The following is a 20,133-nucleotide window of genomic DNA, read 5'->3' as shown; positions in this document are numbered from 1 at the left end:
TGTAAGCGTAAACTTGTTTCTCGACGGAGGAAATTGAATGGCCGTAGCCGCGAATAAACGTTCTATTATGACGTTGTTCTCTGACACAATTGATATTTACAGCCACCAGGTGCGCATTGTGTTGGCAGAAAAAGGTGTGGGTGTTGAAATCAGCTTCACAGATCCTAGCAACCTGTCTGAAGATCTGTTGGAGCTAAACCCTTACGGTACTGTTCCAACCCTAGTTGACCGTGAACTTGTACTTTATAAGTCTCACATCATCATGGAATACCTTGATGAGCGTTTTCCACATCCACCATTAATGCCTGTTTATCCTGTATCACGCGGTCAGAGCCGTCTTATGATGCACCGCATTGAACAGGATTGGTACTCGCTAGCTGCGCGCATTTTCCGTGGTGAGGGTGATGTAGAGGCAGCACGAAATGAACTGCGTGAAGCATTATTATCGCTAGCACCTGTGTTTGGTGAAATGCCTTATTTCATGAGCGAAGAATTTAGCTTAGTCGACTGCTACCTTGCACCGCTACTATGGCGTCTACCTGCGCTTGGTATTGAGCTTAACGGCGCAGGCAGCAAAGAAATTAATGCTTATATGAATCGCATTTTCTCTCGCAGTTCGTTTAAAGCGTCTTTGACTGACCAAGAGCGTGAGATCCACAACCCGTTATGACATCTATGACGTCAAACCAGCCCTATTTGCTTAGGGCGTTCTATGAGTGGATTGTTGATAACGACTTAACGCCGTATATTGTGGTCGATGCAACCAACGAACTGGTAGAAGTACCGCAAGAGTTCGTTAAAGATGGTCAAATCGTCTTGAATGTATCACCAAGTGCGTGTGTTAACTTTTCCCTTGATTTAGATGGCTTATCGTTTCAAGCGCGTTTTTCTGGGCAACCAAGAAGACTAAGCATGCCATGTGAAGCAATTATAGCGATTTACGCAAGGGAAAACGGTGCAGGTACCGTGTTTGCAACGGAAGAAGATGTGGCACGAGCACAGCAAGACAGTGCGGACACACCTGAAAATGCATCTCAGCCTAGCGGCCCCACATCGCTAGAAGATGCAGATGCAAGCGACGTCAAAGATGCGCCTGTTCCACCTAAAAAGGGTAAACCTACCCTCAAGGTTATTAAATAGCTTATTAATTAGCTTATCAAATAATGTATTAGCCTGGTTTTGTGAAGTTTATCTACTCAGCAAAGCCAGCGCTTATTTTTCTTATTCCCTTAAATTCCATCTACGGTTCTTCCCTTCGCACAAAAGTAAAAACACCCCATTACCTGCGTAATAGGGCGCTTTAACGTGGCACTGCAGTTTACCAGTTAACGGGTTCGCGTTATCACAACACGACTTGTCGGAAAATCAAAGCGATGCGCTTCGGTTAGTACGGACGTTGACAAACCTTCACGGCTTGGGTCATTTGCGTTTGCACTGGTTACCACACCTTGATGGAGCCTTACTGAATCGGTAAGGTCGTCCCTAACTACATCATAACCCGCTGCCTCTCCGCCACCACCTGCTGCTCCTGCGGCAGGGCCAGGCATAGTGGCTGCTGTTTCTGTATTAGCCTCTGTACCAGCGTCCCAAGTCACTGTCATGAAGGTTTTTATATCACCAACCGCCATGTTGCTTACATTTGCAGCGTTTAAGCCGGTAAATGCATCGTTGGTGTTAACCAACATGGTTGTTACTGTAAGACGCAGGTCGTCAGCATCGAGTTCAGGAACCACAAGGGTTAGTTCTGTGCCCATTGAGCGAGGTCCCAATATGCCTCCAGAGTTTTGCGCATCCAAAAAGTCCGTGGAGTCCATGGCTTCAGTAATGACCATAGACGGGTCACCGCCCTCAGCCATAATTTCAATGCCCATGCTGGCTGGCTCGCCCTCACTAAATGAATGGAAGCCTGACTCATGCAAAATGACGGCGGCAGGTGCAAAGGGCTGAGAGTAAGTTAAGTTGGTAATTTGTACAGTATAAACCGCTGAATTACCGTTGATACCATCTTGTCCGTCCGAACCGTCTTGGCCGTCTGCACCATCTTGACCGTCGACTCCAGCTTCACCTTGAGGACCAGTTGGCCCCTGAGGTCCTGTATCACCATCGTCGCCGCAGGCAGCGAGAAGCGCCGAAAGCATCAATAATGTACTGAGTTTAATGATTGGATTATTCATTGTATTGGCTCCTTAAGATGCAGGAACAGTAATAACTACACGTGCTACTGGGTTCAACCAACGGTGTACGGTAGAGTCCAGATCACTGGCACCAGCAGCGCTATCAGTGTCGCCAAGCGCATTGCGGTGGATGTGTACTGGGCCATCTTCACCATCTTCAATTTCGCCATTAACGATTTGTGCTCCCACACCCGTGCCACCTATACCTAAATCAACGATACGAGTTGGAGCGCCGCCACCGGCAACACCAGGCACGCCATATCCACCCAGCGCATTTCCTGTCTCAGCTTCAACAACATCTGTACGGGCGCTGTTTAGTTCATCGTTTAACTCAGTGCCGGCATCGTACGCATTTAGATAATACGTATAGGTGCCAGGTTCCGTTGGAATTTTAATGCTGTCCATACCTACAAAGGCATCGTTAGTAGGTATTAGCATTGAAAGTAGCGAAAGATAAGGCTTGTCCATAGTATCGAAGGGATAGCTTAACGTAGCTTTCGGCGCGAGAAGTCCGCCAAAACGGTGCCACGTATTTGAACCATTATCGGTATCGACAGGGCCTAGTAACGCTTCAAAGTTTGCGCCGCTTGAATCAGCGTTTTGCTCATCGTCAATAACGCCCGCTTCAGCTAGCCACGCTAATGCCGATGAAGCTGGCTGACCGACTTCAAAAGCGTCAATTGTGTCATCGTGAGCAATAACTAGGCGCGGCGTAAAGCTTTGCGCTTGGGTTAAGTTAGTAATTTCAACATCTAATGTAACGGCTTCGCTTACTGAAATTGTTGCTAGAGACAGTAGGGTAGCGCCAGCAAGTTTAGTGAATTTCATCTTATTGTCCTTGTTTATGGCTTAAATCGCTTAAAAATTTAGGGCAGTAAAATTTTTAATTCATCACAGAACTATCACAAAAAACACACAGATTTATATCGATAAATAACAATATTGTTAGAAATTTTTAGTGATTATTTCTCAAGCAAAAAATTCTTATTAATGTGAAATAAAAAACCGAAGGGGCGGGTCTTGTTTTGTATTGGCGAATTAGGAGCTAAAAATGATTCTTATCATCTACAGCGGGAATAAGTTTCAGCAAAATATATCTCAATGCTTAAGTAAGCATAAGTTTCTTTACGACGCAGTCTCTAATTTTCAATCAGCAGAGTCTTTGCTTAAGGCGCAGCAGTATTCACTAATAATCGTTGAGTCGGCAAGAAATGAATTGTGCCTGCAGCGTATTAAAACTCTCGTAGACGCTAACGCTGAAAGCTGGGTCGTAGCCGTTGAAAGTGATATGGCTATAGCAGATTCGGCCTACGCAGAGGTAGACGAAGCAAGTTACTATGAAGCAGGTGTAGATGACTACCTTATTGGAGCGTTTGAAGAGCGTATGTTTACTGCTCGTATTCGCTCGCATATGCGAAGAAGTATGCCCAACCAGGAAATCTTGAGAACTAACGATGGTGGCGAAGAGTGCACTGAAATTGGCCCGCTTAAGGTAGATCTGCGTTACCACAGCGTGACGATAAATGGTCAAATACTGGCATTAACGGCTCGCGAATTCACTTTGTTGAATTATTTCTGTCGTCACCCCAATCAGGTGTTCTCCCGCAATCAACTACTTAGCGAGGTTTGGGGTTATAACCATGAAGGTTATGAGCATACGGTAAACACCCATATTAATCGACTTCGCTCTAAACTTGACAAGGTTAACAGTATTGAAAATGGTGGGCAGCTGGTACAAACCGTATGGGGCGTCGGATACAAACTGAATATTAATGGGTATACAGCCAAGGCGTTAAGTGCCTGAACGATATAGTTTAAAAAAAATTACTTGAGCCCTAGTAACAGAGTAATATTCATCGACTTAAATTAAAAACAGCGTCGCCGTACCTAGGAAAGCAAAAATACCCACTACATCGGTTATTGTAGTTAAGATGACGCTACCAGCAAGCGCAGGGTCTATTTTAAGGCGTTTCATGATCATGGGTAGGGTTGCACCCGCTAAGGCAGCAGCAATCATATTCACCATCATGGCAAACGCAATTATAACGCCCAGCATGTAATCTTGTTTCCAGAGGGCGATGACAGAAGCAATCAATACCGCCCAAATTGCACCGTTTAAGAAACCAATTGATATTTCTTTGCTAATAAGCCATCGAGAGTTGTTGGCATTAACATGCCCTAAAGCCATACCACGAATGACGAGGGTCAATGTTTGATTACCTGCAACGCCTCCCATACTTGGTACTATGGTATTCAAGATTGCTAGTACAGCCATTTGGCTTAGTGTGGCTTCAAATAAATCACTGACCATTGCAGCCATTAGTGCTGTAACTAAGTTAACGGCAAGCCAAACTGAACGACGCTTTGTACTTTGCATAACCGGTGCGAAAGTATCTTCATCGTCATCTAAGCCGGCCATACTCATCATTGAGTGTTCGGCATCTTCACGGATAATATCTACCACGTCATCGATGGTAATTCGCCCTACAAGGCGATTGTTCTCATCTACGACGGGGGCGGATAGCCAGTTATAGCGCTCAAATAGACTCGCAACTTCATCATCTGGCATGTTTACCGGAATGGCTTCCGACTCTTCGTCCATAACGTCTGATACTTTGTCGTCAGTGTCAGCTGTGAGCAAACGGGCCACGGGAATAATACCTACTAAATTATCCGTTCTATTAACCACATAAAAAGTATCAGTGTTTTCCGGAAGCTCGCCCTTCAAGCGGATATAGCGTAAAACTACATCAATGGTGACGTCAGGACGCAAAGTGATAGTGTCCGTATTCATGATAAAACCAGCAGTTTCTTCACCATAAGAAAGTGCTTGTTCCGCTCGCAAGCGGTCTTGCGCATCCATAGAGTCGAGAATATCAGCAAGTACCGGCTCAGGAAGGCTACTTAGCGTTTCAGCTAAGTCATCGGTGTCCATCTCTTCAAGTGCGTCCACCACGTTGGCCGGAAGCATCTTGGTAATGATACCGTTACGAACATCGTCAGATAGTTCTTCTAATATATCGCCATGAAAGTCGCTATCAATCAGCTCCCAAAGCTCATCACGAGTCCGGCTGGGGCTCGACTCAAGTATGTGGGCAACATCAGATGGGGGCAATTCGAGCAGAAGCTTACGTACAGATACAAATTGCCCGTTTACTAACGCAGCATTGAGTGTGCGTAGCTGTGTTTGTACGTATTTAGAAACAAGCGCTTCTGCCATAAGGCGTTATTCCTATAGGGTGAAAAAATAAACGGTGCAGGCGTTAACGCCTAAGTGGCCGTAGAATATCGCAATTATAATGATCCTGTCATGACAATTGCATAGCTTTCGCGCAAGATTTGATAAATACCAGACTGAAAGTATATTAAGTAATCAATCAGACGTGTGACTACTCGTCTTCATTAAACCTGCCTTCTATTAACTGCTCAATAGCAGCAAGTGCGTCTGTGGCATCAGCACCGTCAACAATAACATCGACTTGCTCACCCTGATGACTTTCCAGCATCATTAAGCCAAGAACACTACTGGCGTCGGCTTCCTTGTCGCCTTTTTTCAGAATGATCTTGGCGTCAAATTGATTTGCAAGTTTAACAAGCTGTGTAGCTGCTCTAGCATGCAGGCCGAGCTTGTTTACAATAGTGAGCGTTTTTTGAATCGTCATTATTGGTTTAACTCTCTATGGCGAATTTGAACATCTGGATGAATTTCGCCGAAGGTTTTAGATAAAGTCTGAGCGATATACACCGAGCGGTGCTGCCCGCCGGTACACCCTATTGCTACGGTGACATAGCTTCGGTTGTTGCGCTCTAAATGAGGTAGCCATGTGGTTATCAGGTTTTGAATTTGCCAAATGAACTTGGTTACCACTGGTTGTGAGCCTAAGAAGACTTCTACCGGTGCATCAAGGCCAGTAAGGTGCTTTAGGTCGGGCTCCCAATGAGGGTTTGGTAGAAAGCGTGCGTCAAAAACATAGTCGGCGTCTTTTGGTATACCGTGTTTGAAGCCAAATGATTCAAATACCAATACAAGACGAGAGCTTTTTTTACCAAGAATGCGCTCTCGAATTAACTCCGCGAGTTGATGTATTGTTAGCTTGTCAGTATCTAAATACAGGTCTGCTCTTTCTACAATAGGCGCAAGTAGTGCAGATTCGGCTTTTATTGCCTCAAAAAGTGATTTGTTTAGTTTGGCAAGAGGATGAAGACGACGGGTTTCGCTAAAGCGTTTGACGAGCACATCGTCGCTTGCATCGATATAAACAATCGTCATCGACCAAGATGAGGGTAGATAATCAAGTATCTCGACTAGGTCATCAGGGTTCTTAGGTAAATTTCTGACATCAATACTCACCGCGACTTGATCGTATTCATCAACAACCGTGTGAGTGAGGGTAGGGAGTAGATTTACCGGAATGTTGTCAACACAGTAATAGCCTAAATCTTCTAGTGCTCGTAGCGCCACAGATTTACCAGAACCCGAACGACCACTGATTATAATCAGCTTCACCTCATTTCTCCCTAATAGACTGGTTTATCTTGTTTGCGTTATCGATTGAAACGGCTTAATCGCCCAAATACAGACGGGCATTAGAAATTAACATAATGCAGAGAGGATCTCATCGCTCTTTGTAGCGCGGCGTATTGCCTTAATCGTCTCTTTGTCGCTCAGTTTACCGGCAACTGTTGCCAAGGTTTGTAAATGCCCTTCGGTTTGCTCTTCAGGAACCAGTAAAGCAAAAAATATATCTACCGGCTTTTCATCTAAGGCGTCAAAATCTATCGCCGGTGTACAGGTTACGACAATTGCAATTACTTTCTCAAGACCCGCTAAACGTCCGTGAGGCAAGGCAATACCGTTACCGATACCCGTGCTTCCCATACGCTCTCGAGACATTAAACTGCTGAGTACCGTCGCCGATTCGATGTTCTCATTATTTTTGGCGGCAATATCTGCGATTATCTCAAGAATTCGTTTTTTACTATTACACTGAACCGCACATTCAGTGCGGTCCAGACTTACGATGGCTTGTATGTCCATGCTTAATTAACTACTAATGTTTTTTCAGTTTTTCCTTATGCTTGATTACCTGCCGGTCGAGTTTATCAACCATGCTGTCAATCGCCGCATACATGTCGGTGTTTTCTGAGGATGCGAATACTTCTGCGCCACTTAAATGAACAGTCGCTTCGGCTTTTTGATTTAATTTTTCAACGTTCAGGATGACATGCACATTAGAAATGTGATCAAAGTGACGTTCAAGTTTGCTGAACTTCGTATCGACATAATTACGCAAAGAGTCGGTGATTTCGACATGATGACCAGTAAGGTTGATTTGCATATTTCGTCTTCCTTATATTATAGAGCCCGTTTAGATAAGGCTTTTGCGTTGGTTCGACGGCGGGATCGATAACGATTCCCGGTATTTTGCTATTGTCCGCCGAGCGACTTTTATGCCTTGCTCGGCCAACAATGAAGCAATCTTGCTATCACTTAGCGGCTTGCTAACATTTTCAGCGGCCACCAGCTTCTTGATCAATGCTCGAATAGCGGTGGATGAACACTCACCACCAGACTCTGTCGCAACGTGACTTGAAAAGAAGTACTTCAGTTCAAAAATACCACGTGGTGTGTGCATGTATTTTTGCGTCGTCACACGAGAAATAGTCGATTCGTGCATATCTACCATTTCTGCGACATCATTTAACACCATTGGTTTCATCATTTCCGGGCCGTGCTCGAAAAAGCCCATCTGCTGCTGCACAATGCAATTCGCGACCTTCATCAGGGTTTCATTGCGTGACTCTAGGCTCTTTATGAACCACTTGGCCTCTTGCATGTGTGAGCGGATGAATTGAGAGTCGCTACTGTTCTTCGCACGACGACTCATCGCAGCGTACTGTTGATTCACGCTTAATTTAGGCAGGCTGTCGGGGTTTAATTCTACCACCCAACGACCATTCTTTTTGGCGACTGAAACATCAGGAATAACATATTCAGGCTCTTTAGTAACTAAAGCACTACCTGGGCGAGGATTCAAGGTCTGTAATAAACGCATAGCCTCACGCAGCTGATCTTCCTTCAGGCGACTCTTACGCATTAACGTACGGTAGTCTTTGCTGCTAAGAAGGTCAGAGTACTCTTCGATTAGCTGCTTCGCCTCAGCGAGCCACGGCGTATCGTCTGAAAATTGGCGAAGCTGAACCATTAAACACTCTTGAGGTGTCCGTGAACCAGAACCAATGGGGTCGAACATTTGAATACGCTTTAATACGCACTCTACTTCGTCCATCTCTATAGGCTCTTCTAAGTCATCATCGTTCACCGCATCAAGAATTTCTTCAAGAGAGACGGTTAGATAGCCAGATTCATCAATCGAGTCGATAATCGCCGTTGCAATTGCCCGGTCAGTTTCCGAGAAATGGGTCAGGCGCATCTGCCAAGAAAGGTGTTCTTGAATATCGTCAGTAGTTTCGCCTTGGAAAATCTGTTCATCATCACTTGATGGACCTGGCGCGGGCGCTGAAGATGCGGAATAATACTCATCCCACGTACTGTCGATAGGCAACTCGTCTGGGAGATCGTTTTTTTCTAACGCATCACCGGCTTCCAAAGTGTCGCTTGATGCAGTAGCAGACGCTTCTGATGCTCCATCATCGTTATCGAGATTGTTTCTTTCTAATTGAGGCTCGTCATTACCTTCCTCGACTTCTAACAGTGGGTTAGAGTCAAGCGCCTCTTGAATCTCCTGTTGAAGATCAAGAGTAGAAAGCTGCAGCAGTTTAATAGCCTGCTGAAGCTGAGGTGTCATGGTAAGTTGTTGGCTAAATTTTAGCTGTAAAGATGGTTTCATCTACGTCTTATTTAAATGCTCTAAATTGAATATACCAGAGCGAAATTGAAAAATGACAATTAGGTTACATTAACTATAGCCTGAATTGCTCGCCTAGGTATACATCCCTTACTTTTTGATTACTTAAAACCTGTTCCGCTGTTCCTTGCGCAATAAGCTCGCCATGACTCACAATGTACGCTTTTTCGCAAACATCCAATGTTTCTCGAACGTTGTGGTCAGTGATAAGGATACCAATTCCTCTATCACGAAGATGTTGTATTATCTTCTTTATATCATTAACTGATATTGGATCAACACCAGCGAATGGTTCGTCTAACAAAATAAATTGTGGATTTGCCGCTAACGCTCGTGCTATCTCCACCCGGCGTCGCTCACCACCCGACAAACTCATACCCGCACTATTACGTATATGGTTGATATTAAATTCATCAAGTAGTGCATCAGCTTCTTCTTCTTGCTGGTGTGAATTTAAATCTTTACGAGTTTGCAAAATTGCCATGATATTTTCGTGAACGGTCAACTTTCTAAATATAGATGCTTCTTGTGGAAGGTAGCCAATTCCGCGGCGTGCGCGCTCATGCATGGGTTGATGAGTGAGCTCGTTTTCGTCAATTTCAATCTTGCCTTTGTCCAGGGGTACCAGACCTACAATCATATAAAACGTGGTGGTCTTACCAGCGCCGTTTGGACCAAGAAGACCAACAATTTGCCCTGTAGAAACAGAAAGGCTAACGTCTCTCACCACTTGACGAGATTTATAAGCCTTTGCAAGGTTAGTTGCGCTAAGAGTGGCCATGGCTATTTGTTGTCCTCACTATCTTTGTCTTGCTTTTTTGATGTTTTACGAATGGTTTCAGGCGTGAATACCGTCGTAACGCGACCTTCACCATCTTCTCCACTGCCGCCAGTAGCAAGCAATTGCTCGGTAATCATATCAAATGTAATGTTGTCACCTTGCACTTTACTCGTGTCTTGCTGAAGTTCGGCATTGCCAGCGAGAGAAATGGTGCGGTTAATAACCTCGTAACGAATTTCATTGGCTTTTGCCGATACAGGCGTGCCGTCTTCTAAAGTTTGAGAGTAACTCGCCGGTTTGCCTCTAGCGATGAAGATTTCGCGACCGCTACCTTCACTGGCGATGACTTCAACTTCGTCCGCTTCAATCAGCAATGAACCCTGTGTAATGAGGACGTCTTCTTTATAAAGTGCCGTCTTGTTCTTTCCATCAATAAACTGGGTGTTTGAACCTATTTTTATGGGCTGCGAAAAGTCGTCTTCGCTCGCGAGCACCGCACCGCTAGCGATGGCAAGAAAAAGGCTAGTTGCTAGGGGAATAAGTGGTTTGTACATGATCTAATAGCTCGTATTCTTGTGTGCGTAAATTCGCGTTAAACCCATTGCTCAAAATAACATACTGAGTACCTTGTATTTCAACGGGCTGGTCAGAAGTCATTTGTTTAGTGTCCAAATTTATTTGAATATATTCGGTTGATAAGCTTTGGACAAAATCATCGCTCGTTTGGTTCTCAATAACAACGCGATTTTCCAGCTGAATAAGCTCGTTGTTGTAGAGTGTGCCTTCTTTAGCCGTAACAACCCAAGGAGACGTTGCATTTTCGGTATAAAGGGTATATCGGGGTTGTTGAAATAAGACAAAACCTAGTTGGTCGTAATGTTCCATCGATTCAGCAAAAACCTTATGGTTCAGCTCTCCCTCTTGATTATAGAGGGTCGTGGTTAAATTTTTCGCTTTATAAGTGGGCTTCAGTGCGTCATTTTCACCACTGCTCTGCTCTTCTGGCTCCTCTTCCATCCATGTTGGTACATACATCAACATCGCTAGAATAAAAAGCGCAGATATACTGAGTCCTAAGCGATTAAAGCCAAATTGGCTCATACACTTGCTCCGAATATTTCATTCGCCACACCCTTGGCTTGTAAAATGGTGTCCGATATTTCACGAACTGCACCAAATCCCCCTGGGAGTGTGGTAATCCAGTTGGCTTGTGTAGCGACAAAAGGATGCGCATCGGCAACCGCAATCTTGACTGCTACATGCTTAAACATACCTGTGTCAGGCATATCATCGCCAACTGCTGCCACATCATCGGCATTTAGTTCGAGAGTTTCCATTAGTGCGCTCAAAGCCTCGGCTTTGTTTTCCTCACCTTGAATGATGTGCGCCACATTCAATGCTTTCATTCTGTTTTCAACAATGGCTGAACGACGACCCGTGATGACAGCGACATTAACATTATGGCTTACCAAGGCTTTGACGCCGTAGCCATCTCGCGTATGAAAGGCCTTTAGTTCTTCACCCGCATTGCCTAAATAAATTCGGCCATCTGAAAACACACCATCCACATCACATACCAATAATTTAATCTTCGATAGTTGAGTAAAAAGTGTGTCATTTATTTCTGTGTATAAGGTTGCTGGCATTTATAGCACTCCCGCTTTGAGTAGCATATGCATATTAAAGGCTCCCACGGGTTTGCGCTGAGAATCTGTCACCATAAGCGCACTGATTTTATGGGCTTCCATCAAGTTAAGCGCCTCTACAGCGAGTTGCTCAGAAGTCGTTGTTTTACCGCCCTTTGTCATGACGCTTTCAACCGAGGCTCCATGAACGTCAATACGTGCGTCTAGAATTCGGCGTAAATCACCGTCAGTGAATACACCGGTAAGTGTACCATCAGAGGCAATAACACCCGTCATCCCAAGGCCTTTTTTGGAAATTTCAAGAAGCGCGTCAGCCACTGAAGCTTTCAAACTAACAAGCGGAATATCGCTACCAGTAAGCATGATGTCATGTACTTTAAGCAACAGCTTTCTTCCTAGACTCCCCCCCGGGTGTGACAATGCGAAGTCATCAGACGTGAACCCTTTCTGATCGAGAAGCGCCACAGCAAGCGCATCGCCCATGACTAAGGTTGCCGTGGTGCTTGATGTAGGGGCTAGGCCTAATGAACAGGCTTCTTTATCCACACTGATATCGAGCACTACATCAGCGTGTTGGCCTAATGAACTTGACGCGCTGTTTGTCATCGCTACCACTTGAATTCCCAGTCTTTTAACGACTGGCAGCAAATTAACTAATTCGTTTGTTTCACCAGAATTAGAAATAGCTAATAAAACATCACCCTTACTCAACATTCCCAAGTCACCATGATTGGCTTCACCAGGGTGCATGAAAAAAGCGGGTGTGCCTGTACTTGCCAGTGTGGCAGCGATTTTGTTTCCTATATGCCCAGATTTCCCCATTCCGCTAACAACAACTTTTCCCTTGCAGTGGAAAAGAATATCGCATGCTGCAATAAAATTGTCGTTTAAACGTTCTGCAAGGTTCGCTATAGCGTGCGTTTCAATGTCGATAACGCGTTTTGCTGAGTCGATATAGTTCATCTGAGTTTGTGTATTCATGATTATCCGAACAGCCAGAATTGGTAGCCAATGAAGCAAGCAAGAAGTATAAATCCATTCGTTCTTGATATTGTACGCTTACCGATTAAATCAAAGCTGAACAAGAATAGCAGTAGCGTTAGTCCAAGCATTACGTACATATCTCGATTATAGACATCTGGATCCAACAAGCCTGGCGCTATTAACCCCGGCATTCCAAGTACGGCAAGCAGGTTAAAAATATTAGAACCAATAATATTACCAAGGGCTAAATCATCCTCACCTTTGAGTACGCCGGCAACGCTTGCAGCAAGTTCTGGAAGGCTGGTGCCAAAAGCAATGATAGTTAAACCAATCACCAAGTCAGATATCCCCATATACCTTGCAATTTCTACAGCGGAGTTCACCAAAAAATGTGCACTCAGGGGCAAAACGACCAGACCCACGCCAATCCATATAAGCGCAGATGTATTTGAAACGCCTTTAGGTATTTCGTCAGCTGTTTCAGCTATCAACGGGTCTTCTTTGTCTACTTGTAGCGACAGCCAGGCCATCATGGCTAATACAAAAATAAACAGAGCAAGTAGAATAATGCCCTCGTAAGACTTAAGTTCGCCATCGAACAAAAAGCCGATAGCAATAAGCGAGATGATAAGAAGAGCCGGAAGCTCTCGCTTTAACGTTGTTGATGAGACAAGCAGCGGCTTAACCAGTGCTGTTATGCCAAGGACAAGAGCGACGTTGGTAATATTCGAGCCCAGCGCGTTTCCTACAGCGGTATTCATATTACCATTTACAGAGGCAATGGCGGATACCACGATTTCAGGCGCAGAAGACCCCATAGCGACAATCGTTAAACCGATCATCATAGGTGAAATACCGATGTTCTTTGCTAGCGCTGAAGCACCATAAACAAAACGGTCAGCGCTCCAACTAAGTACAATCAGCCCAATAAGAAAAATGACGATGTTTAAAAGCACAACAACCTGTAATAAAGAGTATTTCGCTAGATTGTCGCAAAAAGAGTGCCATTTGCCTATGCTCGCATTACTTTATTTTTATCAAATGCTGCGAAATGGTAAAAACCTGTGTTAAATGAAGAGTAAATCGACGAATTAGCCCTCGTTCGTTGCCTTTGATTAGCAGCGATAGCAACAACATTACATGTTGGTGTTCAGTTTCCATTAACAAACTATCAAATACGATAGACGTGCTCACTCACTTTCGACTTGTTGTCTTACATAAGAAGTGCGCTTGAGCGCGCGTGACCTTACATTCGTCTTAATCGAACATAACTTGTAACTTTTTGACTTTTGCGAGGGGCTTGAAAAAGCGTACAATGACACTAAATCACATCGCCCAGCCACGAGTTTTTGCCAATCGTGTTGATAAACTACACTGCTGAGTAAACTTTATTGGTATTATGTGTTCTTAAAGTAAACTCAAGAGTATACATTTACAGTAAAATGCTAAAGGCATAGAAATTGAATACGCTAGGCAACCTATTCAATTACTCTTTTAAAAGTGCAGTGTGGGTGAAATTTTTACAGCCACTTTCTTTCGTCAGGGGTCGACATTTAAGTACTTATGGATCATTTAGTTGAAGTAGATAACCTAACTTTCAAGCGTGCTGACCGCGTTATATATGACGGCATTTCGCTTAAAGTACCCAAAGGTAAAATTACTGCGGTAATGGGGCCTAGTGGTATAGGTAAAACAACGTTGCTGCGCCTTATTGGCGGGCAGTTAACGCCAGATGAAGGCGACGTGAGATTCGATGGTGACTCGATTGTTTCAATGTCGAGAAAGTCCCTTTACAACACGCGCCGAAGAATGAGTATGCTGTTTCAAAGCGGCGCACTTTTCACCGATATGAGCGTGTTCGACAATGTTGCGTTTCCGCTTCGCGAGCATACCAAGTTATCTGAAGATATTATCGCCACCATTGTCGCTTTAAAGCTACAGGCTGTGGGATTGCGCGGTGCCGCTCAACTTATGCCAAGCGAATTATCTGGTGGTATGGCGCGCAGGGCTGCACTTGCAAGAGCGATAGCGCTTGATCCTGATTTAATCATGTATGACGAGCCATTTGCAGGCCAAGACCCTATTTCTATGGGGGTCTTAGTAAAGCTCATTCGTGAGCTTAACGATGCGCTTAGCTTAACAAGTATTGTTGTTACTCATGACGTAACCGAAGTACTCACTATTGCAGATTATATTTACATACTGGCTGACAAGCGCGTAATAGGTGAGGGTACGGCTCAAGAAATTAAAGAAAGTGATTCTGAGCTGGTACAGCAGTTCTTAAAGGGTAAAGCAGATGGCCCAGTGCCATTTCACTACCCTGCACCTGATTTGAAAACGAGTTTTTTGGGAGGCGATAAATGAAGTACTTCCAGTCAGTCGGTGCAAAAACGATTGCTAAAATAACTTCAATTGGACGCGCCACATTAATGCTGTTCGGTGCGCTAGTGGCGGTTCCTCGCGTTAAAAATATTCCGTTGGTGATCAAGCAGCTTTATGTTGTAGGCGTGCAGTCGCTCCTAATTATCATGGTATCTGGTTTATTCATTGGCATGGTAATGGCGCTCCAAGGCTATACAATTTTGGTTGATTATGGTGCTGAAGGAAGTTTAGGTCCTATGGTGGCTTTGTCGCTGCTGCGGGAGCTAGGCCCAGTTGTGACTGCATTGTTGTTTGCTGGTCGTGCTGGCTCAGCGTTGACAGCTGAAATAGGCTTGATGAAAGCCACAGAGCAATTAAGCAGCTTAGAAATGATGGCAGTAGATCCGCTTAGGCGTATTGTCGCTCCTCGCTTTTGGGCTGGAATGATTGCCATGCCAATGCTGGCGATTATTTTTAGCGCCATTGGTATCCTTGGCGGGCATTTGGTCGGCGTGGATTGGTTGGGCGTTGATGCGGGCAGCTATTGGTCAATTATGCAATCAACAGTAGATTGGAACCAAGATGTCATAAACGGCGTAATAAAAAGCCTCGTGTTTGCCTTAGTTGTGACGTGGATTGCCATATTTAAAGGTTACGATTCTATTCCAACATCGGAAGGGATCAGCAAAGCGACTACTGAAACAGTGGTCTATTCATCATTAGCAGTATTAGGGCTGGACTTCGTGCTTACCGCCCTTATGTTTGGTATCGAGTAGGGGTTAGGAATGAGTAAGTATAAAACGGAAGTGATGGTTGGTATGTTTGTCATGCTTACAATAGGTGCATTGTTATTATTAGCACTTAAAGTGGCAAATCAAACGGTAGCGACCGAAGGTGACACCTACACGTTATATGCAAAGTTCGACAATATTGGCGGGCTGAAACCGAGATCTGCAGTGAAAGTAGGTGGTGTTACGGTTGGTCGTGTGTCGTCAATTTCATTGGATCAGGAAGATTTCACTCCTGTGGTAGAACTATCTATCCTCAACGAATACAACGGCTTTCCTGAAACCAGTTCGGTATCTATTTTGACTTCAGGCCTATTAGGCGAGCAGTACGTTGGTTTTCAGCCAGGGTTCTCGTTTGACGGTGTGGCAAACTTACAAGATGGCGATTACCTGCAAGATACTAAGTCAGCGTTGGTTCTTGAAGATTTGATTGGTCAGTTCTTGTTTAACCGCGGTAGTGACGAAAACTAAACACTGCCCATTATATTGCTTGCACTGCATACAGTTACCAATGAATTACAGCAACTTGATGAAACTAATTTGACGGTAATCAGGTCTGCTAAACAGAGTTTGAAGTTAGGAGATAAAATTTTGAAAAAGATCATAGCAGCCATTGGCATCTTTATGATGTCGATAACGAGCGTAGTGAATGCGCAAGAAGTGAATGAGCAAAACCCGTATGAATTGGTGCAGGATGTAGCAAATCGTACGTTTGAACGTATTAAGGCTAATCAGGAGGCTATCAAAGCCGATCCAGAAATGCTTCGTACGATCATGGAAGAGGAACTAGTGCCGCATATCGATTATAAATTTGCGGCATTTATGGTGTTGGGTAAACACTTTAAATCGGTGCCTCAAGAGAAAATGGGCGAATACATCAGTGTGTTTCGACAGTATCTAATTACTTCTTATGCAGTTGCGATGGGGTATTACGATAATCAAGAGGTAATATTCGAGCCAGAGTCATCTTTTGATGATAAAAAATCAGTAACGGTGCGTGCCGTAGTACAAGACCCCAGCCGTCCAGAAATTAAAATTGCGTTTAAAGTGCGTAAAGACAGTAAAACGAATGAGTGGAAAGCGTACGACATGGTTGCCGAAGGCATTAGCATGTTGAATAGTAAGCGTAGCGAGTTCGAATCAATTCTTCGTCAAGAAGGCATAGATTCAGTGATTGCTTTAATGCGCGATAAAATTGGTAAGCCGGTTGAATTAAAACAAGGTGAGCCGATTGAAATCGAGGGAGAGGCTGAGTGAGTCTCTTTGAGATAAACGATAAGGGTAATGTGATTGTTCACGGTCAACTTGACCGTGACACTTTGTCAAAGAATTTCTGGGAAAGCCTGAGCAGTAACGAGCGAGGCACCCTGCAGCAAAACAAACGTTGCACTTTGGATTTGAGCGATGTTGAACGTGCAGACAGTGCGGGTTTGGCGTGGCTTATCAATGCCGTTAGGGATGCAGAGCAAAATGGTGTTAGCATAACCCTCAGCAAAATGCCGGAAAAGCTTCAAAAGCTTGCAAAAATCAGCAATGCAGATAGCTTTTTACCTGTAGAATAAACACCAGTTAGCGAATTAAGAAGTAAGTTATGGAATTGTCTGAAATTGAAAAAATCTTGAAAGATGCCTTAGACCTTCACGAAGTGCATGTGAAAGGAGAGGGATCGCATTTTAATATTATTGCTGTAAGCGATGCGTTTAATGAAATGAGCCGTGTAAAGCGTCAGCAAGCTGTTTATGCGCCCTTAGCTGATAAGATTGCAGATGGCAGCATGCACGCAATCACAATCAAGACGTTTTCGGTTAAGGACTGGGAGCGCGAGCGCCAGTTCAATATCCCTCAATAATAGGCGCAGCTTGTGGATAAACTTGTAATTAAAAAGGGCCCAGCGCTAAACGGCACGGTTCGTATTTCTGGTGCTAAAAATGCGGCTCTTCCATTGTTGATGACAAGCCTGCTTACTGACTCTCCTTGTCGATATACTAATGTTCCTCGTCTTCGCGATATAAATACCACTACTGCGCTATTACGCGAGCTGGGCGTCGAAATTGCTCAACCAGCTCCTAATGATATCGTTATCGATGCGAGTACACTTGAGAGCGTGACGGCATCCTATGATCTAGTGCGTACTATGCGAGCGTCTATTTTAGTTCTAGGCCCTCTACTTGCGAAACAGGGTAAGGCAAATGTGTCTTTACCCGGTGGCTGTGCTATTGGTGCTCGCCCGGTCAATCTTCATTTAACTGGCCTTGAAAAAATGGGCGCTAAAATAGAAGTTGATGAAGGCTATATTCGTGCAGAAGTTGACGGACGCTTAAAAGGCGCGCGCATCTTTATGGATATGGTAAGTGTTGGCGCGACAGAAAACTTGCTTATGGCTGCGGCGCTGGCAGACGGTACGACGGTGCTTGAAAACGCTGCGCGCGAGCCTGAAATTGTAGATTTAGCAAATTGCCTTATTCAAATGGGCGCAAAAATTAGCGGCGCAGGAAGTGACAAAATTACCGTTGAAGGTGTGGAAACGCTAAACGGCTGTGACTATGCCGTGCTACCTGATCGTATTGAGACGGGGACCTTCCTTGTTGCTGCCGCTGTTACTGGCGGAAAGGTTCGCTGTACCCATGCCGCGCCTGATACGTTAGATGCCGTGCTAGACAAGCTAGAACAAGCTGGCGCTAAAATTACGACTGGTGATGACTGGATTGAACTCGATATGGAAGGGCGAAAGCCACAGGCCGTAAGAGTAAAAACTGCCCCTCACCCAGCTTTTCCTACCGATATGCAGGCCCAGTTTGTTACTTTAAACTGTGTTGCAGAAGGCACAGGTGTTATTACCGAGACCATTTTCGAAAACCGTTTTATGCATGTGCCTGAATTACAGCGCATGGGTGCTGAGATAGCGCTAGAGGCTAACTCTGCTGTTTCGAAAGGAAGCTCACGCTTAAAAGGTGCGCCCGTTATGGCAACTGACCTTCGCGCATCAGCAAGCTTGGTTATAGCCGGTCTCCTCGCAGATGGGGAAACTCATGTGAATCGTATTTATCACCTTGACCGTGGTTATGAAGCTATTGAAGAAAAGCTTAGAGGTTTAGGTGCAAATATAGAGCGAGTAAAAGAATAAGCGAGAAGCAGGTATTCTGGTAAAAGAAAAGCGCCTTTTGGCGCTTTTCTTTTATCGATAAAGTGAAACAACAGACTTCTACTGACTCGCGCGAAGTTCTCCAACCGTAGCTGTTAAGGTTAAAGAGGTACCGTCTCGGCTAAGTTCAATCTCAAGCTCTGTGCCCGGCTCTGTTTCAGCAATCATATCTAAGGTTTTAGACGCACTCTCCAGTCTTACTCCGTCAATGGCTACTATGATGTCGCCGGGACGAATGCCAGCGATGTCTGCTGGGCTACCCTTTGCTACCGCCGACACATCGATGCCAGGACGGTTGCGGTTTTCACCACCTACGAAGCCGAGCTGACCGCGTATCACACGGCCATTACTGATAATTTCATCCATTACCCGTTTAGCTAGTTCGTAAGGTACCGCAAAATTAATCCCGTCTACATTGCGAACGCGGTTATTCGAATCGAGAACTTGGAAGTTAGCATTAGTAATGCCCAACAATATGCCGTTGCTATCTACTAATGCTCCGCCGGAGTTACCTTGGTTGAGTACCGCATCAGTCTGAATAAAATCCACATAGTTGGAAAGTCCGTTTCGTCCTGCTCTGCTTACGATCCCCTGCGTAATTGTCTGACCTAAGTCGAACGGGTTACCGATAGCCATTACCACATCACCTACATGAGTATCTGGTTCTGGGACTTGAGGAATAATATGAAGGTTATCTGCAGTAACTTTTAGAACCGCTAGGTCTGTAAGCGGATCTGTACCGATAATTTGTGCTTCAAGAATACGACCATCTTGAACTGCTACGTAAATGCTGTCGGCGTTTGCAACTACGTGGTGACACGTAAGTAGGTAGCCGTTTTCAGTCATGATCACGCCAGAACCTAAGTTAGTTCGACCGCGCGATTGGTTTCTAAAAAGCCCGGAGCCATTCTCAATGCTTACGCTGTAAATATTGACGACGGCTGGTGCAGAGCGGCTGAGTGCGGTGAAATAGCTTTCACGATTAGCACTTACTGATACATCAGTGAAAAAGCCTTGAGCCAGCCCTTTACCTTGTCGAAGTTCTGGAACAAAAATCAACAGCAACGCTGCAACGGCAACGCCGAGGAGAACAGATTTTAATAAGAAATTTATTATTGAGCGGCCAGTCACAAGTCACACTTATCGTTTTCTGCCGCACTTACTCTAAACGCACTATTCTTGCAGTGCGACATCATAAAAAAGCGCGACGTTTTTAAATTATCATTCTTAACGTAAAGGATATCACTTAATTGAATAAACTACCGTAATGAAAAACAAATTTAGTGCAATCGAATTTGAATTATCATTTCCCTTCAATGGTGCCAGACAAACTGTTCACGTTTGCCATATTCTAGTATTCAAATAAAAACGGCGCTTTAAAGAAGCGC

At 44.6% G+C, this 20,133-nt stretch carries 25 protein-coding genes; 10 read left to right on the top strand and 15 right to left on the bottom strand.

Annotation, left to right across the window (positions count from 1 at the left end; all coding sequences use genetic code 11):
- Positions 1–37: 37 nt before the first annotated feature.
- Positions 38–670, top strand: coding sequence for a stringent starvation protein SspA (sspA, locus tag C6Y39_RS07575; protein ID WP_105930679.1), 633 nt, complete (start codon positions 38–40; stop codon positions 668–670).
- Entirely contained in the window at positions 667–1,140 is a 474-nt protein-coding gene (locus C6Y39_RS07570) for a ClpXP protease specificity-enhancing factor (RefSeq protein ID WP_105930678.1), read from the top strand. Before sspA ends, C6Y39_RS07570 begins: the two co-directional genes overlap by 4 nt.
- A gap of 185 nt (positions 1,141–1,325) precedes the next feature.
- Here the strand turns inward: C6Y39_RS07570 and C6Y39_RS07565 are convergent, their stop codons facing one another.
- Together C6Y39_RS07565 and C6Y39_RS07560 are read right to left on the bottom strand one after the other, a co-directional pair.
- Entirely contained in the window at positions 1,326–2,174 is an 849-nt protein-coding gene (locus C6Y39_RS07565; protein ID WP_105930677.1) for a spondin domain-containing protein, read from the bottom strand.
- Between the two features lie 12 nt (positions 2,175–2,186).
- Positions 2,187–3,002 carry a spondin domain-containing protein gene (locus C6Y39_RS07560; protein WP_105930676.1) on the bottom strand — a complete coding sequence of 272 codons (816 nt, stop codon included), beginning with the start codon at positions 3,000–3,002 and terminating at the stop codon, positions 2,187–2,189.
- Positions 3,003–3,225: 223 nt separating this feature from the next.
- On the opposite strand from C6Y39_RS07560, the gene C6Y39_RS07555 reads away from it, so the two are divergent.
- A complete protein-coding gene (locus C6Y39_RS07555) occupies positions 3,226–3,978 on the top strand; it encodes a winged helix-turn-helix transcriptional regulator (protein ID WP_105930675.1) in 753 nt (250 codons plus the stop codon).
- A 57-nt stretch (positions 3,979–4,035) separates the two neighbouring features.
- On the opposite strand, the gene mgtE is transcribed toward C6Y39_RS07555, so the two are convergent.
- The 12 genes from mgtE to C6Y39_RS07495 form a co-directional block, all read right to left on the bottom strand.
- Positions 4,036–5,394, bottom strand: a complete 1,359-nt coding sequence (gene mgtE / locus C6Y39_RS07550; RefSeq protein ID WP_105930674.1) for a magnesium transporter — start codon at positions 5,392–5,394, stop codon at positions 4,036–4,038.
- Positions 5,395–5,563: 169 nt separating this feature from the next.
- Positions 5,564–5,836, bottom strand: coding sequence for an HPr family phosphocarrier protein (locus tag C6Y39_RS07545; RefSeq protein ID WP_105930673.1), 273 nt, complete (start codon positions 5,834–5,836; stop codon positions 5,564–5,566).
- Positions 5,836–6,681 (bottom strand): RNase adapter RapZ, encoded by an 846-nt coding sequence (gene rapZ / locus C6Y39_RS07540; RefSeq protein WP_105930672.1) that lies wholly within the window; start codon positions 6,679–6,681, stop codon positions 5,836–5,838. The genes C6Y39_RS07545 and rapZ overlap by 1 nt, the downstream gene beginning before the upstream one ends.
- Positions 6,682–6,768: 87 nt before the next feature.
- Positions 6,769–7,212 carry a PTS IIA-like nitrogen regulatory protein PtsN gene (ptsN, locus tag C6Y39_RS07535; protein WP_105930671.1) on the bottom strand — a complete coding sequence of 148 codons (444 nt, stop codon included), beginning with the start codon at positions 7,210–7,212 and terminating at the stop codon, positions 6,769–6,771.
- 13 nt (positions 7,213–7,225) lie between these two features.
- Positions 7,226–7,513, bottom strand: a complete 288-nt coding sequence (gene hpf / locus C6Y39_RS07530; RefSeq protein ID WP_012517338.1) for a ribosome hibernation promoting factor — start codon at positions 7,511–7,513, stop codon at positions 7,226–7,228.
- Positions 7,514–7,543: 30 nt separating this feature from the next.
- Positions 7,544–9,025, bottom strand: coding sequence for an RNA polymerase factor sigma-54 (locus C6Y39_RS07525; RefSeq protein ID WP_105930670.1), 1,482 nt, complete (start codon positions 9,023–9,025; stop codon positions 7,544–7,546).
- A 73-nt stretch (positions 9,026–9,098) separates the two neighbouring features.
- The gene (lptB, locus tag C6Y39_RS07520; protein WP_105930669.1) at positions 9,099–9,824 is read right to left on the bottom strand and encodes an LPS export ABC transporter ATP-binding protein; all 726 of its coding nucleotides are present in this window, start codon (positions 9,822–9,824) and stop codon (positions 9,099–9,101) included.
- 2 nt (positions 9,825–9,826) lie between these two features.
- Positions 9,827–10,378, bottom strand: coding sequence for a lipopolysaccharide transport periplasmic protein LptA (lptA, locus tag C6Y39_RS07515; RefSeq protein ID WP_105930668.1), 552 nt, complete (start codon positions 10,376–10,378; stop codon positions 9,827–9,829).
- Positions 10,347–10,925, bottom strand: coding sequence for an LPS export ABC transporter periplasmic protein LptC (gene lptC / locus C6Y39_RS07510; RefSeq protein WP_105930667.1), 579 nt, complete (start codon positions 10,923–10,925; stop codon positions 10,347–10,349). Before lptC ends, lptA begins: the two co-directional genes overlap by 32 nt.
- A complete protein-coding gene (kdsC, locus tag C6Y39_RS07505) occupies positions 10,922–11,470 on the bottom strand; it encodes a 3-deoxy-manno-octulosonate-8-phosphatase KdsC (RefSeq protein WP_105930666.1) in 549 nt (182 codons plus the stop codon). The genes lptC and kdsC overlap by 4 nt, the downstream gene beginning before the upstream one ends.
- Positions 11,471–12,451, bottom strand: coding sequence for a KpsF/GutQ family sugar-phosphate isomerase (locus C6Y39_RS07500; RefSeq protein ID WP_105930665.1), 981 nt, complete (start codon positions 12,449–12,451; stop codon positions 11,471–11,473). It lies immediately after the preceding gene.
- Between the two features lie 2 nt (positions 12,452–12,453).
- Positions 12,454–13,410: a calcium/sodium antiporter gene (locus C6Y39_RS07495; RefSeq protein ID WP_105930664.1), complete on the bottom strand. Its 957-nt coding sequence runs from the start codon at positions 13,408–13,410 to the stop codon at positions 12,454–12,456.
- Positions 13,411–14,017: 607 nt separating this feature from the next.
- On the opposite strand from C6Y39_RS07495, the gene mlaF reads away from it, so the two are divergent.
- From mlaF to murA, 7 genes are all read left to right on the top strand, one after another.
- Entirely contained in the window at positions 14,018–14,818 is an 801-nt protein-coding gene (gene mlaF / locus C6Y39_RS07490; protein ID WP_105930663.1) for a phospholipid ABC transporter ATP-binding protein MlaF, read from the top strand.
- Positions 14,815–15,591 carry a lipid asymmetry maintenance ABC transporter permease subunit MlaE gene (gene mlaE / locus C6Y39_RS07485; protein ID WP_105930662.1) on the top strand — a complete coding sequence of 259 codons (777 nt, stop codon included), beginning with the start codon at positions 14,815–14,817 and terminating at the stop codon, positions 15,589–15,591. The genes mlaF and mlaE overlap by 4 nt, the downstream gene beginning before the upstream one ends.
- Positions 15,592–15,600: 9 nt before the next feature.
- The gene (gene mlaD, locus C6Y39_RS07480; RefSeq protein WP_105930661.1) at positions 15,601–16,074 is read left to right on the top strand and encodes an outer membrane lipid asymmetry maintenance protein MlaD; all 474 of its coding nucleotides are present in this window, start codon (positions 15,601–15,603) and stop codon (positions 16,072–16,074) included.
- Between the two features lie 120 nt (positions 16,075–16,194).
- On the top strand, positions 16,195–16,860 hold the full coding sequence (locus tag C6Y39_RS07475; RefSeq protein ID WP_105930845.1) for an MlaC/ttg2D family ABC transporter substrate-binding protein: 666 nt from the start codon (positions 16,195–16,197) through the stop codon (positions 16,858–16,860).
- A complete protein-coding gene (locus C6Y39_RS07470; protein ID WP_105930660.1) occupies positions 16,857–17,165 on the top strand; it encodes an STAS domain-containing protein in 309 nt (102 codons plus the stop codon). The genes C6Y39_RS07475 and C6Y39_RS07470 overlap by 4 nt, the downstream gene beginning before the upstream one ends.
- A 29-nt stretch (positions 17,166–17,194) precedes the next feature.
- Positions 17,195–17,452, top strand: coding sequence for a BolA family protein (locus C6Y39_RS07465; protein ID WP_012517351.1), 258 nt, complete (start codon positions 17,195–17,197; stop codon positions 17,450–17,452).
- 12 nt (positions 17,453–17,464) lie between these two features.
- Positions 17,465–18,727, top strand: a complete 1,263-nt coding sequence (murA, locus tag C6Y39_RS07460; RefSeq protein WP_105930659.1) for a UDP-N-acetylglucosamine 1-carboxyvinyltransferase — start codon at positions 17,465–17,467, stop codon at positions 18,725–18,727.
- A gap of 78 nt (positions 18,728–18,805) precedes the next feature.
- Here the strand turns inward: murA and C6Y39_RS07455 are convergent, their stop codons facing one another.
- Positions 18,806–19,876 carry a trypsin-like peptidase domain-containing protein gene (locus C6Y39_RS07455; RefSeq protein WP_105930658.1) on the bottom strand — a complete coding sequence of 357 codons (1,071 nt, stop codon included), beginning with the start codon at positions 19,874–19,876 and terminating at the stop codon, positions 18,806–18,808.
- Between the last annotated feature and the right edge of the window lie 257 nt (positions 19,877–20,133).

The sequence above is a fragment of the Alteromonas gracilis genome (assembly GCF_002993325.1).
In the GTDB taxonomy this organism is placed as follows: domain Bacteria; phylum Pseudomonadota; class Gammaproteobacteria; order Enterobacterales; family Alteromonadaceae; genus Alteromonas; species Alteromonas gracilis.
Note: the sequence above shows the minus strand (reverse complement) of the source record. Positions and strands in the feature narration are given on the sequence as shown.

Coding starts and splice junctions, on each gene's coding strand:
- sspA (WP_105930679.1), top strand. CDS start 38: ATGGCCGTAGCCGCGAATAAACGTTCTATTATGACGTTGTTCTCTGAC.
- C6Y39_RS07570 (WP_105930678.1), top strand. CDS start 667: ATGACATCTATGACGTCAAACCAGCCCTATTTGCTTAGGGCGTTCTAT.
- C6Y39_RS07565 (WP_105930677.1), bottom strand. CDS start 2,174: ATGAATAATCCAATCATTAAACTCAGTACATTATTGATGCTTTCGGCG.
- C6Y39_RS07560 (WP_105930676.1), bottom strand. CDS start 3,002: ATGAAATTCACTAAACTTGCTGGCGCTACCCTACTGTCTCTAGCAACA.
- C6Y39_RS07555 (WP_105930675.1), top strand. CDS start 3,226: ATGATTCTTATCATCTACAGCGGGAATAAGTTTCAGCAAAATATATCT.
- mgtE (WP_105930674.1), bottom strand. CDS start 5,394: ATGGCAGAAGCGCTTGTTTCTAAATACGTACAAACACAGCTACGCACA.
- C6Y39_RS07545 (WP_105930673.1), bottom strand. CDS start 5,836: ATGACGATTCAAAAAACGCTCACTATTGTAAACAAGCTCGGCCTGCAT.
- ptsN (WP_105930671.1), bottom strand. CDS start 7,212: ATGGACATACAAGCCATCGTAAGTCTGGACCGCACTGAATGTGCGGTT.
- hpf (WP_012517338.1), bottom strand. CDS start 7,513: ATGCAAATCAACCTTACTGGTCATCATGTCGAAATCACCGACTCTTTG.
- C6Y39_RS07525 (WP_105930670.1), bottom strand. CDS start 9,025: ATGAAACCATCTTTACAGCTAAAATTTAGCCAACAACTTACCATGACA.
- lptB (WP_105930669.1), bottom strand. CDS start 9,824: ATGGCCACTCTTAGCGCAACTAACCTTGCAAAGGCTTATAAATCTCGT.
- lptA (WP_105930668.1), bottom strand. CDS start 10,378: ATGTACAAACCACTTATTCCCCTAGCAACTAGCCTTTTTCTTGCCATC.
- lptC (WP_105930667.1), bottom strand. CDS start 10,925: ATGAGCCAATTTGGCTTTAATCGCTTAGGACTCAGTATATCTGCGCTT.
- kdsC (WP_105930666.1), bottom strand. CDS start 11,470: ATGCCAGCAACCTTATACACAGAAATAAATGACACACTTTTTACTCAA.
- C6Y39_RS07500 (WP_105930665.1), bottom strand. CDS start 12,451: ATGAATACACAAACTCAGATGAACTATATCGACTCAGCAAAACGCGTT.
- mlaF (WP_105930663.1), top strand. CDS start 14,018: ATGGATCATTTAGTTGAAGTAGATAACCTAACTTTCAAGCGTGCTGAC.
- mlaE (WP_105930662.1), top strand. CDS start 14,815: ATGAAGTACTTCCAGTCAGTCGGTGCAAAAACGATTGCTAAAATAACT.
- mlaD (WP_105930661.1), top strand. CDS start 15,601: ATGAGTAAGTATAAAACGGAAGTGATGGTTGGTATGTTTGTCATGCTT.
- C6Y39_RS07465 (WP_012517351.1), top strand. CDS start 17,195: ATGGAATTGTCTGAAATTGAAAAAATCTTGAAAGATGCCTTAGACCTT.